We start from the raw sequence: 12,458 nt of genomic DNA, 5'->3' as shown, positions 1-12,458 counted from the left end.
CGCACAAAAGGCGCCCGAAGCCGGCGCCGGTTCCACACGACCTATGAGGCTGTCGCCCTCCTGTGGTGATATGCGAACCGTCGACGCAGCCGGGCTGCCGATCGGCGACGACCACCCGCCGCGCATCATGGGCGTGCTGAACGTCTCCGAGGAGTCGCCGTACGACCCGAGCGTCTACGACGACCCCGACGAGGCGGCAGCGTACGTGGACGAGGAGCTCGTCGGTCAGGGCGCCGACATCGTCGACGTCGGCCTCGAGTCGGCGAACAAGGACTTCGACGTGCTCTCCGCGGAACAGGAGCTCGACCGCCTGCAGACGGCCGTCGAGACCATCGAGCGCGTCGAGGGCGACGCCGTGTTCTCCATCGAGACCCGGTACAGCGAGGTCGCCGACGAGGCGCTCTCGCAGGGCTTCGACATGGTCAACGACGTGTGTGGGTTCGCGGACCCCGAGATGCCGGCGGTCTGCGAGGCCCACGACGTCGCCGTCGCGAAGATGGCGAGCCCGCCGGACCTCGAACGCCCCGGCGCCGTCGAGGAGGTCGATAACATCTACGACGCTCTCTCTCTGAACGGCTTCACGGACAAGACCATCGTCGACCCGGCGTTCGGCGGCTGGAGCGAGGCCAAGACCCTCGCGGACGACCGCGAGACGTTCGACCGGCTGCGGGAGTTCCGGGGGTACGGCTACCCCATCCTCGTTTCGATCAACCGGAAGAACTTCCTCCGGGAACTCGCCGGCAGGGACACCGAGGAGGCGCTGCCCGTCTCGCTGGCGGCGACGGCGATGGCCGTCGAACGCGGCGCACACGTGATCCGGACCCACGACGTCGCCGAGACCCGGGACGCCGCGCTCGTCGGCCACGAGTTCACGCGGGAGCGCGCCAGCGACGGCCGCATCGAGGAGCTGGACGTGACCACCGTCGGCGAGGCCGAGCGCCACGTCGACCGGCTGGCGGGCGACCCGTCTGCTGGGACGTCGGCCGTCGCCCGCGCCTACGAGGTCGAGGGACTCGACGACGACGACCGGGGGGCGCTCGCCGACGCCGGCGTGACCGTCACTGGCAGCGACCCGGCGCTGGTCGCGGGGAGCGCCGAGACGCTTCGGGCGGCTGGCCGGGCTCTTTCGGGGGAGAACGGTGCGCTCGGGGCCCTCGCGGCCACCCTGCGGGCAGCCGGTAACTAACGGGAAAGCTTATACCCACGGCGGAAAAACGCGGAGATGGAAGCCGGACCCCCGTCGGGTAGGGGTACTTTGCGGGGTGTCTCGGCTCGGACCACGGAATCCTCACTATTTCACGCCGCGTAGTGACAGCTATGGAGTACGACGACTGGGCGCCGGTGTACGAGGCGGTGCTCGCGGACTTCGGGTACGACCGCGCCGGCGACGAGCGCGCGCGAGACGTGCTCGCCGAGTACGTCGAGCGCTTCGACACCGGCCGACTGGACTGCAGCGGCGAGAGTGTCGCGATAGCCGGTGGCGCGCCGACGCTGGCCGACGAGACCGACGTGGCTGCGGCCGCCGACAGCGTGTTCGCCGCGTCGACGGCGGTCGACGTGCTCGCCGAGGCGGGCGTCGACGTCGACGTGATGGTCACGGACCTAGACAAGAACCCGGAGACAGCGCGCCGACTCACCGAGGAGGGGACGCCGGTGGCCGCGCACGCTCACGGAGACAACATTGATGCCGTCCGCGAACACGTTCCCACCTTCGACACCGAGCACGTGCTCGGGACGACGCAGGCCGAACCGGCCGGCCCGGTCGAGAACTTCGGTGGCTTCACCGACGGCGACCGGGCTGCCTTCCTCGCCAACCACGTCGGCGCCGGGTCACTCGTCTTCCCCGGCTGGGACTTCGACGACCCGGACGTCGACGAGGAGAAGGCACGGAAACTCGACTGGGCCGAGCGCCTGCTGCACTGGCTCGAATCCCTGCGCGACGAACAGTTCGACGTCCTCGACGGCCGACGCGACGCCATCGACCCCGTCAGCTGACGGGCTACCGGCGCAGGAGCGACCGAGTCAGCCGTCGACGATGACCGAGCCGTCGTTCTGGACGCCGATGGACAGCGTGCCGCCGTCTCCGAACTCGTGGGTGCGTTCGGTCGTCTCGCCGTCCACGGTGACGCGGACGGTGGACTCGCCGTTCGTGCCGACGGCGCCGAACTCGCTGTCCGTCTCGGGGTCGACGGACTGCTGCTCCTCGAAGACTACGTCGCCGTCGTCAACCACTTCCACGGTCACGTCGTGGGTCGTCTCGTCGTTGTTCACCAGCAAGAGGGTCGTCTCTGTCCCGGACGTGAACGCGCCGCAGCCAGCGAGGGCGACGAGCGCGACGACTGCCGCGGCGGCGAGCGCCGCGCGTCTCGTGTCTACCATACGTCAGCTTACACCCCCGGGTGTAAATGAGCGGGGGTGAGTCAAACGGCGACTTCGCCCTAGGGCTCGAGGACGACCTTCCCGGTCGTCTCGCGGTTCTCCAGCGCGCGGTGGGCGTCGGCGGCGTCCGCGAGGGCGAACGTCTGCCCGACGACGACTTCGAGGTCGCCGGACGCGAGCATCGCCGAGAGCTCGGGGACGGCGGCGAACACGCGCTCGGGGTCGAGCTGCGTCGCGCGGCCGAGGTGGAAGCCCTCGACGGACTTGTTCCCGAACAGCAGCGTCGCCGTGTCCACCGTACCGGGCTCCCCGGAGGCGGCGCCGTACGCGACGATGGTGCCGAATGGCGCGAGCGCGTCGACGCTCTCCCGGAAGGTGTCGCCGCCGACGCCGTCCAGAATCAGGTCGAGACCGTCGCCGTCGGTCAGGTCGTCCGTCTCCTCGGCGAAGTCTGTCTCCGTGTAGTTGATGGGGTGGTCACAGCCCAGGCGCTCGGCGAGCTCGAGCTTCTCGCTCGTGCTCGCGGTGCCGTAGACCTCGGCGCCGTGGTGGCTCGCCAGCTGGGTCGCTGCGGTACCGACGCCGCCCGCGGCAGCCTGCACGAGCACGTCGTCGTCCTCGTCGAGCTCGCCCCAGTCGTGGAGGCAGAGGTAGGCGGTGAGGAACTGCACGGGGAACCCGGCGGCCTCCGCGAACGAGATGGACTCCGGCACGTCGAACAGGGCCTGTGCGGGCGCCGTGGCGTACTCGGCGTAGGCGCCGCCGTCGAGCATCGCGACGACCCGGTCGCCGGCCTCGCGGTCCTCGACGCCCGCGCCGGTCGCCTCGACGGTGCCGGCCGCCTCCATGCCGGGCACGTAGGGCGGCTCCGGCCCGCCGTGGTAGTGGCCGCGGCGCTGCATCACGTCCGCGAAGTTCACGCCGACCGCCTCGACGTCAAGCAGGACCTCGCCGGGGCCGGGTTCGGGCCTGTCGCGTTCGACTTCCTCGAGCACGCTGTCGTCGCCGAACTCGGTGACCTCGATTGCTAGCACGCTCCGTAGTACGGCGGCCGTCCGGAAAAGGGAGTGCAAACCCCGGGCAACGCACTGGTCGTTCCCGGCAGCACGGGCCGGTAGGCGGCCCGAGAAACCCGATCAGGCGTCTGGGGCGACGGCCTCGAGAGTCGCGTCGACCACCTCGGGGTCGGCGGCCCGCGGGAACGAGACAGCGATAGCGTCCAGACCCTCGATGGCAGCGAACTCGTCGAAGCGCTGCTGGACTGCTCCGGGAGTGCCGGCCGCAGCGAGGGCGTCGAGCAGGTCGTCGTCGACGAGGCCGACTGCGCGCTCGTGGTCGCCGTCCTGCCAGGCGTCGTGGATGGCGACGGCGGCGTCCTCGTGGCCCTGCCGGGAGAGGGCGTCCCGGTAGAAGTCGCCCATCCCGCCGACGTAGAACGCGAGGTGCTGGCGGGTCAGGTCGCGCGCTGCGTCGCCGTCCGGGAGCGCGCAGCACGGCAGCACGAGCGTCGTCTGGACGTCGTCGACGTCGCGGTCGCCGAGCTCTGCGCCCCGCCGGAGGTCGTCCAGCCGGTCTCTCAGGCCGTCCTCAGTGAACATGAGCGCGTGCCAGCCGTCGGCGAACCGCCCGGCGAGTTCGACGGCCTTCGGCCCCATCCCGGTCACGTCGATATCCGGCGCGGGCTCCGGCGGGTCCTGGCGCAGCCGGAAGCCCCGCGTCTGAATCATGTCGCCGTCGTAGTCGACCTGCTCGCCCGACAGCACCTGCCGGACGATTTCGACGTACTCGCGCGTGCGGCGCAGCGGCCGCTCGAAGTCCTGCCCGTGCCAGCCCTGGATGACGGCGGGGCCGCTGGGACCCATGCCGAGGCGGAACCGGCCATCCGAGAGCTCCTGGAGCGTCGCGGCAGTCTGACCGACCAGCGCGGGGCTCCGCGAGTACGTGTTCACGATGCTCGTCCCGATGCCGACGTCGTCGGTACGCTCGGCGACGGCGGCGAGCGTCGTCGCGGCGTCCCGGCCCCACGTCTCCGGGAACCAGACGCGGTCGTAGCCCAGTGCTTCCGCGCGCTCGGCCATCCCGGTGAAGTCCCCGATGGACTCCTGGGCGGCGACCGGGAGGTGGACGCTGTGTCGGGTCACGGCGACGGCACCTCCTCGCCCTGCGGGACGCCACCAGCTGTCAGCGTCTCACCCACCACGAACGACGCCGCCGGGCTCGCGAGGAACCGGACGGCGTCGGCAATCTCCTCGCTGACGCCGATGCGTCGGTCCACGTCCTCCCGCTCGACGTCATCGGCCGAGACGCCCATCTGGGCCTCGAGGCCGGGCGTCGCGACGAACCCGGGCGCGATGCAGTTCACGCGCACGTCGTCGCCCGCCCACTCGATGGCGAGCGTCCGCGTGAGATTGATGATGGCGGCCTTCGCGGCGGCGTAGTGGCTCATGTACGGCGCGCCCTCCTGGCCGGCGACGCTGGCGACGTTCACGACCGCACCCCCGCCGTCTTTCAGGTGTTCTGCGGCGGCGTGCGTGCAGTGGTAGGTGCCGCCGAGGTTGACGTCCATGATGGTGTCCCAGCCGTTCGGCGAGATGTCGTCGAACCCCGCGACGAAGCTCGCGCCGGCGTTGTTCACGAGGACGTCCAGCCCGCCGAACTCCTCGACGGTCGCCTCGACGAGCGCGTCGACGGCGTCCCGGTCGGTGACGTCGCACTCGACGGCGAGCGCGCTGCCACCGGCCTCCCGGATGCCCTCGGCGACGGGGTCGACGTTGTCCTGTTCGCGCGAACACACCACGACGTCGGCGCCGTCGGCGGCGAACCGCTCGGCCACGGCCCGACCGATGCCGCTGGACGCCCCGGTGACGACTGCCGTCCCGGTGACCGCGAAGGTGTCTGGCATACCAGTCGATTCCCCGGCTCACCGCATAAATCTGTGTCAACGACTGGCAACCCCCAGTGGGTTTTGGAGAAGCGCCCGACCGGGAAAACGGAGAACGGCGAGCGGCAGCTACTCCTCGACGAGCTCGTACTTCTGGACCTTCCCGGTGGTCGTGCGCGGCAGTTCCTCGACGAACTCGACCTCGCGGGGGTGCTTGTACTCGGCCATGTTCTCGAGGCAGTAGTCCCGAATCTCGTCGGCCGTCACGTCCGAATCCGGCGTCCGGACGACGAAGGCTTTGACCGTCTCGCCGCGACGCTCGTCCGGGATGCCGACGACGGCGGCGTCGGCCACGGCGTCGTGCTCGAACAGCAGCTCCTCGACCTCCCGCGGGTAGACGTTGTAGCCCGCGGTGTTGATCATGTGCTTCTTGCGGTCGACGACGTAGAAGTAGCCGTCTTCGTCGTGGTAGCCGAGGTCGCCGGTGTGGAACCAGCGCTTGCCGTCGGCCTCGGTGAACGCCTCCCGGTTCGCCTCCGGCAGGCCGAGGTAGCCCTTCATCACGTTTGGCCCGGAGACCACGAGCTCGCCCGTGATGTCGTCCATGTCGTGGTCGTCCTCGTCGACTGGCCCCTCCTCGACCGGCGGGACCGCCTCGAAGTCCTCGGTGACGATGCGGGCGTCGATGCCCTCCAGCGTCTTCCCGATGGAGCCGACGCGTCGCCCCCAGTTCGGGCTGTTGAAGTGCGTGACCGGGCTGGTCTCGGTCAGCCCGTACCCCTCGTCGATGCGGACGGGATAAATCTCCTCGAAGCGCCGCAGCACCTCGATGGGGATACCGGAGCCGCCGACGGTGCACTGGCGCAGCGTCGAGAGGTCGAACTCCTCGGCGTTGGGCTGATTGATGACGTCGTTGTACATCGCGGGGACGGCGTCGAACAGCGTGAGCTCGGCGTCCTCCACCAGCGACAGCGCCTCCTGTGCGTCCCACTTCGGCAGCGGGTAGAACGTCGCGCCCGCGAACAGCGCGGCGTTCATCCCGACGGTCATCCCGTAGATGTGGAACAGCGGCAGCACGCCGATCTTGCGGTCCTCCGGCTGGAGGCCGTCGGGCACGATGTCCATCGACTGCTCGGCGTTCGAGGCGAGGTTGTGGTGCGTGAGCTGGACGCCTTTGGGCTGGCCGGTGGTGCCGGAGGTGTAGGGCTGGACGGCGAGGTCGTCGTCGTCGCGCTCGGCCACGCTGGTGTCGCCGTCTTCGACGAGGAACTCACGGAACGGCGTCCCGGTGTCGGTCTCACCGCCGACCGTGACGACCGTCTCGACGTCGGTGTCCTCGCGGACCTCGTCGACGAACGGCACGACGTCCGCGAGCGCGACGACCGTCGTCGCCCCGGAGTCCGAGAGCAGGTGGCTTATCTCGCGGCTCTTGTACTGGGGGTTCATCGGCACGACCACACAGCCTGCGCGGAGCGCGCCGTGGAACGCGACGACGAGCTGCGGGAGGTTCGGGAGGTACAGCGCCACCCGGTCGCCGGGTTCGACGCCTCGCTCCCGGAGCGCTGCCGCAAACTGGCCGGTCTGTGCCCAGAACTCTGCGTAGGAGAACTCGTGGTCGTCGTAGACGACTGCGGGCGCCTCCGGACGCGCCTCGGCAGAAGACTGAACGTTGGTGACGAGATTCGTCATGCATCATCGTACAGGATAGTCCGTCGCAAATACGTTTGCCCAACCCCGGTACGGTGCCGGTATCACGCAGGGGCGGAGCGCAGTCGACCGTCGTCCCGGTGGCGGCCGCGGGCGGCGAGTCACCGCTCTCCCGGCGGGCTACGATTCCACGAGTTCGTGTTTCTTGACCTTGCCGGTGGTCGTGCGCGGCAGTTCCTCGACGAACTCGACCTCGCGGGGGTGCTTGTACTCGGCCATGCTCTCGAGACAGTACTCGCGGAGCTCGTCGGCCGTCACCTCGGTGTCTGGTGTGGGGACGACGAAGGCTTTGACCGTCTCGCCGCGGCGCTCGTCCGGGACGCCGACGACGGCGGCGTCGGCGACCGCGTCGTGCTCGAACAGCAGCTCCTCGACCTCCCGCGGGTAGACGTTGTACCCGCCCGTGACGATCATGTGCTTCTTGCGGTCGACGACGTAGAAGTAGCCGTCCTCGTCGTGGTACCCGAGATCCCCGGTGTGGAACCAGCGCTTGCCGTCGGCCTCGGTGAACGCCTCCCGGTTTGCCTCCGGCAGGCCCGAGTACCCCCGCATGACGTTCGGGCCGGAGACGACCAGTTCGCCCGTGATGTCGTCCATGTCGTGGTCGTCCTCGTCGACCGGCCCCTCCGCCACCGGGTCGATTTCGTCGAAGTCGCCGTCGACGACGCGAGCGTGAACGCCCTCAAGCGGTTTCCCGATGGAGCCGACCCGCCGTCCCCACTTCGGGCTGTTGAAGTGGGTCACGGGGCTGGTCTCGGTCAGTCCGTACCCCTCGTAGAGTTTCACCGGGTACAGCTCCTCGAAGCGCCGCAGTACTTCCGCCGGGATGCCGGAGCCGCCGACGCCGCAGAGTCGCAGCGAGGAGAGGTCGAACTCCTCGGCGTTGGGCTGATTGATGACGTCGTTGTACATCGCCGGCACGCCGTGCATCAGCGTGAGCTCGGCGTCCTCCACCAGTGACAGCGCCTGCTGGGCGTCCCACTCCGGGAGCGGGTAGTAGGCGCCGCCGCCGAACAGCGTCGCGTTCATCACGACGGTCATCCCGTAGATGTGGAACAGGGGCAGCACGCCGAGCTGTCGGTCGCCGGGACCGATGCCGTCCGGAATGATGTCGATGGACTGGCTGGCGTTCGAGGCGAGGTTGTGGTGAGTGAGTTCGACGCCTTTGGGCTGGCCGGTGGTGCCGGAGGTGTAGGGCTGGACGGCGAGGTCCTCGTCCGCGCGCTCGGCGACACTGTCGTCGCCCCCGGTGAGGAACTCCCGGAACGGCGTCCCGGTGTCGGTCTCACCGCCGACCGTGACGACCGTCTCGACGTCGGTGTCCTCGTGGACCTCGTCGACGAACGGCACCAGGTCCGCCAGCGCGACGACCGTCTCCGCCCCGGAGTCCGAGAGCAGGTGTTCGATTTCCCGGCTCTTGTACTGGGGGTTCATCGGCACGACCACGCAGCCCGCCCGGAGCGCCCCGTGGAACGCGACGACGAACTGCGGGAGGTTCGGGAGGTAGACCGCGACGCGGTCCCCCGGCTCGGCGCCGGACTCGCGCAGCGCTGCCGCGAACTGGCCCGTCTGGGCCCACAGTTCGCCGTACGTGACTTCGGTGTCCTCGTAGACGACGGCCGGTTCGTCGGGGTGGTCGCGGGCGATGGCCTGGACGTTCGTGACGAGGTTCGTCATGAGTTACACAGTACCACGATAGATTGTGACAAATACGTTTGGTTGGCGACGAAACTATTCGGGCACAGGTGTTCGAGAAACCGCTCTGGTGGGGTTCGCCGGCCGTTCAGCGGTACCCGAGTGCAGCGAGCTGGCGCTCGACGTCGTCCGGAGCGGCGGACTCGTCGCCGTCACCGCCGCCGCCGAGCGCGTCCAGCCGGTCGTGGGCGGCCGCCTCCAGGTCGGCCAGCGGGGCACGGCCGTCCGGGTAGACGTCCTCCTGCTCGCCGGGGTCGGCGTCCCGGTCGTAGAGCTCGTGCTCGTCGCGCTCCGGGTCGAAGATGTACGTCCATCGGTCGTCGCGCGCGCTCACGATGGGGCGGCCGTCGACGAGCCGCCGGGGAATCGGCTGCTGGGTGATGGACTCGCCGCGCACGGCCAGCGACGTCACGGGACCGCGTTCGAGGGGTTCGTCCGAACGTACGGCGCCCAGCAGACTCTCGCCGGCGAAGTCGGCCGTCGACGCCCCCATCGCGTCCAGCACCGTCGCCGGCACGTCCGAGAGCCCGACGGCCGTCGAGACGTCCTCGCCAGTCCCGTGCGGGTCGTCGACGACGAGGGGGACGTGGGCGAGTTCGTCGTAGAGCTTCGGGTAGTGTGCGAGGTGGCCGTGCTCGAGGAACTCCTCGCCGTGGTCGCCCGCGACCACGACCATCGTGTCGTCGCGGCGGTCGCCGAGCGCGTCCAGCACGCGGCCGATGCTGCCGTCGACCTGCCGGACCGTCGCGTCGTACAGCGTCCGGAGCTCGGTCGCCGTCGACTCGCTGACGCCCGACCCGAGGCCGACCCGGAGGTGTGCCGACAGCATCCCCAGCATCGCGCCACGGCGCTCCGTGGTCGCCTTGAGGTGCCGTGGCGCCGGCACGTACGGCGTGTGCGTGTCCATGTAGTGCAGCCAGAGGAAGAACGGCTCGTCGGTGGACTCGAGGAAGTCGACGGCGTGGTCCTCGACGTCCAGCATCCGGGAGGCGTCCACGCGCTCCCGGTCGTCGTCGCGGCGACGGAACGGCGAGGCACCGACCTGCAGCCAGCCCTGCACGGTCGGGTGGGCGGCGAGCTTCTGACCCAGCCAGGAGTTCGTGTCCGTGAACGCGTCGTACTCACCGAAGCCGTCGTCGTACCCCCAGTGGGTGGTCAGGAAGCCGTTCGCGGCGTTGAACCCCGCCGTCTGTACGCCGCTGTCGGCGAGGCGCTCGGCGAGGGTGGGGGACGCAACGCCGATGGCGCCGTCGTCTTCGAAGACGTGGCTGCCGCCGAGGATGCTCGGGAACGAGAACGGCGTCCAGTTGCCGTGGGCGTACGCCTGCTCGAACTCCGTGCCCCGCTGTGCGAGTCGGTCCAGTGTCGGCGTCTCCGCTCGCGAGCGCGCGTCGGCCCGCAGCGAGTCCACCGTCACCAGCAGTGTCCCGGCAACCTCCCCAGTCACTACCCTTTACTCTGTACCCACGCGCTTTATCATTTACTTACGGCCGTGTGGGACGGTATCCTGTGACACGATTGGCTCGGTGGGCTTATGCGGCGGCCCGCCCCAGTCGCAGCCATGACCGGGTTCGACGCCGAGGACTCGCGGGCGTTCATCCAGTCGTACGTCGACGACCACGGCTTCCTGTCGTTCCTCGACCTTTCCGTGGAGCACGTCGCGGACGGCGAGATGACGATGCGGGTCCCCCACAACGACAAGCTCACGAACCACGGCCCCGGCCGCGGGGACGTGCACGGCGGCATCGCCGCCACGCTCATCGACACCGCCGGTGGCCTCGCAGTGCGCACCGCCCTCGACGACCCCGTCGAGGCGGGCGTCGCCACCATCGACCTGAACGTCTCCTACCTCCGGCCGGCTCGCGGCGACCTCGTCGCGGAGGCCGACGTCGTGCGGGTCGGCTCGACCGTCGGTGTCGCCGAAGTCACCGTCGAGGCCCACCCGACGGCGGACCACGAGCGCAGCGAGCCGTCGGAGGTCGCGGTCGGCCGCGGGTCGTTCCGGGTGTTCCGCGGCGACTGAGACCACAGGACACAGCCCCGTCGACAGAGACCCCACATCTTCAGGGAGTCGGCGGCCGAAGGCAGACAGCATGCAACTGTTCTGGCACCGGCGGGACCTCCGCACGGCCGACAACCTCGGACTCGCAGCGGCCGCCGAGGCCGCAGCCGACAGCGGCGACGGCGACGGTAGTGCCGACGGCGCTGGCGGCGTGCTCCCGGTGTTCTGTTTCGACGACGCCGTCCTCGAGCACGCCGGGCCGCCCCGGGTGGCGTTCATGCTGGACGCGCTGGCAGACCTCCGGGAGCGCTACCGCGCGGTCGGCAGCGACCTCGTGGTTCGGTTCGGTGACCCGTCGGCAGTGCTCCCCGACCTCGCCGCGGCGGTGGACGCCGACCGCGTCGTCTGGAACCACGACTACTCGGGGCTCGCCGAGGAACGCGACGAGGCCGTCCGTGCCGCCCTCGACGATGACGGCGTCACCCACGAGCAGTTCCACGACGCCGTCCACCACCGGCCGGGCGACATCCGCACGAACGCCGGCGACCCGTACTCGGTGTACACGTACTTCTGGAAGAAGTGGCAGGACCGGGAGAAAGACGACCCGGCGCCCGAACCCGACGCCGGCGACCTCGCCGACGTCGACGCGCTCGACGCCGTGGACGAGACAGCCCTGCCGACACTGGCCGACCTCGGCTTCGAGACGCCGGAAGCCGACGTCCCCGAGGCCGGGACCGAGCGAGCGCGAGCGCTGCTCGCGGCGTTCTGCGACGGCGACATCTACCGGTACGCCGAGCGCCGGGACTACCCGGCCGACGGAACCACGTCCCGACTCGCCCCGCACCTGAAGTTCGGCACCATCGGCGTGCGGGAGGTCTACGACGCGGCGCAGGCGGCGAAAGCCGACGCCGAGACCGACGAGGAACACGAGAGCGTCGAGGAGTTCGTCGGCCAGCTCGCGTGGCGCGAGTTCTACGCACAGGTGCTGTACTTCAATCAGGACGTCGTCTCGCAGAACTTCAAGGACTACGAGCAGCCCATCGAGTGGCGCGACGACCCCGAGGCGCTGCAGGCGTGGAAGGACGGCGAGACGGGCTACCCCATCGTGGACGCCGGGATGCGCCAGCTCCGCGAGGAGGCGTACGTCCACAACCGGGTGCGGATGATCGTCGCGGCGTTCCTGACGAAGGACCTGCTCGTCGACTGGCGCGCGGGCTACGACTGGTACCGGGAGAAGCTCGCGGACCACGACACCGCCAACGACAACGGTGGCTGGCAGTGGGCGGCGTCGACGGGGACCGACGCCCAGCCGTACTTCCGGGTGTTCAATCCGACGACGCAGGGCGAGCGCTACGACCCCGACGCCGAGTACATCAAGGAGCACGTCCCCGAGCTCCGGGACGTGCCCGCGGACGTCGTCCACGAGTGGCCCGACCTGTCGCTGTCCGAACGCCGCAAGCACGCGCCGGAGTACCCGGACCCGATCGTGGACCACAGCGAGCGCCGCGAGGAGGCAATCGGGATGTTCGAGAGAGCGAGGGGCGACGAGTGACCGCAGGCAACGAGTCGGTCGTCGGAGCGACGGAACGGTGAGCGATGACGACCGAACGACACGACCGAATCACGGTCCACACCATCCAGCCGACACGTCAGCGCAGGCATAGGACGGCGGTTCGAGAGTGGCCGGTCGCTGGTCGGCAGACGCGAGACCCGATGCCCTCGGGCGGACTGTGTCGACAGGCCCGCATCGGCCGTGTCACGTGCTAGCTGCTGGCTCCTCAACCTTTAACAGCA

General features: G+C 69.8%; 11 protein-coding genes. 4 read left to right on the top strand and 7 right to left on the bottom strand.

The features are described 5' to 3' along the window. Positions 1-70: 70 nt before the first annotated feature. Together folP and LT971_RS14255 are read left to right on the top strand one after the other, a co-directional pair. Complete coding sequence (folP, locus tag LT971_RS14260) at positions 71-1,186, top strand: dihydropteroate synthase (RefSeq protein ID WP_237007616.1); 1,116 nt, start codon at positions 71-73, stop codon at positions 1,184-1,186. Between the two features lie 131 nt (positions 1,187-1,317). Then, a complete protein-coding gene (locus LT971_RS14255; RefSeq protein ID WP_237007615.1) occupies positions 1,318-1,995 on the top strand; it encodes a 6-hydroxymethylpterin diphosphokinase MptE-like protein in 678 nt (225 codons plus the stop codon). Between the two features lie 27 nt (positions 1,996-2,022). On the opposite strand, the gene LT971_RS14250 is transcribed toward LT971_RS14255, so the two are convergent. The 7 genes from LT971_RS14250 to LT971_RS14220 form a co-directional block, all read right to left on the bottom strand. After that, positions 2,023-2,379 carry an Ig-like domain-containing protein gene (locus tag LT971_RS14250; protein WP_237007614.1) on the bottom strand — a complete coding sequence of 119 codons (357 nt, stop codon included), beginning with the start codon at positions 2,377-2,379 and terminating at the stop codon, positions 2,023-2,025. Positions 2,380-2,438: 59 nt separating this feature from the next. Beyond that, on the bottom strand, positions 2,439-3,413 hold the full coding sequence (locus LT971_RS14245; protein ID WP_237007613.1) for a quinone oxidoreductase family protein: 975 nt from the start codon (positions 3,411-3,413) through the stop codon (positions 2,439-2,441). 102 nt (positions 3,414-3,515) lie between these two features. Continuing rightward, positions 3,516-4,520 carry a TIGR04024 family LLM class F420-dependent oxidoreductase gene (locus LT971_RS14240; protein WP_237007612.1) on the bottom strand — a complete coding sequence of 335 codons (1,005 nt, stop codon included), beginning with the start codon at positions 4,518-4,520 and terminating at the stop codon, positions 3,516-3,518. Continuing rightward, positions 4,517-5,281, bottom strand: coding sequence for an SDR family NAD(P)-dependent oxidoreductase (locus LT971_RS14235; RefSeq protein WP_237007611.1), 765 nt, complete (start codon positions 5,279-5,281; stop codon positions 4,517-4,519). Before LT971_RS14235 ends, LT971_RS14240 begins: the two co-directional genes overlap by 4 nt. A 108-nt stretch (positions 5,282-5,389) precedes the next feature. Then, entirely contained in the window at positions 5,390-6,949 is a 1,560-nt protein-coding gene (locus tag LT971_RS14230) for a long-chain-fatty-acid--CoA ligase (protein WP_237007610.1), read from the bottom strand. A 138-nt stretch (positions 6,950-7,087) separates the two neighbouring features. After that, positions 7,088-8,644: a long-chain-fatty-acid--CoA ligase gene (locus LT971_RS14225; RefSeq protein ID WP_237007609.1), complete on the bottom strand. Its 1,557-nt coding sequence runs from the start codon at positions 8,642-8,644 to the stop codon at positions 7,088-7,090. A 106-nt stretch (positions 8,645-8,750) separates the two neighbouring features. After that, positions 8,751-10,109, bottom strand: coding sequence for a sulfatase family protein (locus tag LT971_RS14220; protein WP_237007608.1), 1,359 nt, complete (start codon positions 10,107-10,109; stop codon positions 8,751-8,753). Positions 10,110-10,223: 114 nt separating this feature from the next. On the opposite strand from LT971_RS14220, the gene LT971_RS14215 reads away from it, so the two are divergent. Together LT971_RS14215 and LT971_RS14210 are read left to right on the top strand one after the other, a co-directional pair. Beyond that, positions 10,224-10,685 carry a PaaI family thioesterase gene (locus LT971_RS14215; RefSeq protein WP_237007607.1) on the top strand — a complete coding sequence of 154 codons (462 nt, stop codon included), beginning with the start codon at positions 10,224-10,226 and terminating at the stop codon, positions 10,683-10,685. A 70-nt stretch (positions 10,686-10,755) separates the two neighbouring features. Next, positions 10,756-12,216: a cryptochrome/photolyase family protein gene (locus LT971_RS14210; RefSeq protein WP_237007606.1), complete on the top strand. Its 1,461-nt coding sequence runs from the start codon at positions 10,756-10,758 to the stop codon at positions 12,214-12,216. Positions 12,217-12,458 lie beyond the last annotated feature (242 nt).

The sequence above is a fragment of the Halobacterium rubrum genome (assembly GCF_021729015.1).
GTDB lineage: Archaea > Halobacteriota > Halobacteria > Halobacteriales > Halobacteriaceae > Halobacterium > Halobacterium rubrum.
This window is presented reverse-complemented; position numbering and strand designations above follow the sequence as displayed.

Coding starts and splice junctions, on each gene's coding strand:
- LT971_RS14255 (WP_237007615.1), top strand. CDS start 1,318: ATGGAGTACGACGACTGGGCGCCGGTGTACGAGGCGGTGCTCGCGGAC.
- LT971_RS14215 (WP_237007607.1), top strand. CDS start 10,224: ATGACCGGGTTCGACGCCGAGGACTCGCGGGCGTTCATCCAGTCGTAC.
- LT971_RS14210 (WP_237007606.1), top strand. CDS start 10,756: ATGCAACTGTTCTGGCACCGGCGGGACCTCCGCACGGCCGACAACCTC.
- LT971_RS14230 (WP_237007610.1), bottom strand. CDS start 6,949: ATGACGAATCTCGTCACCAACGTTCAGTCTTCTGCCGAGGCGCGTCCG.
- LT971_RS14225 (WP_237007609.1), bottom strand. CDS start 8,644: ATGACGAACCTCGTCACGAACGTCCAGGCCATCGCCCGCGACCACCCC.
- folP (WP_237007616.1), top strand. CDS start 71: ATGCGAACCGTCGACGCAGCCGGGCTGCCGATCGGCGACGACCACCCG.
- LT971_RS14235 (WP_237007611.1), bottom strand. CDS start 5,281: ATGCCAGACACCTTCGCGGTCACCGGGACGGCAGTCGTCACCGGGGCG.
- LT971_RS14250 (WP_237007614.1), bottom strand. CDS start 2,379: ATGGTAGACACGAGACGCGCGGCGCTCGCCGCCGCGGCAGTCGTCGCG.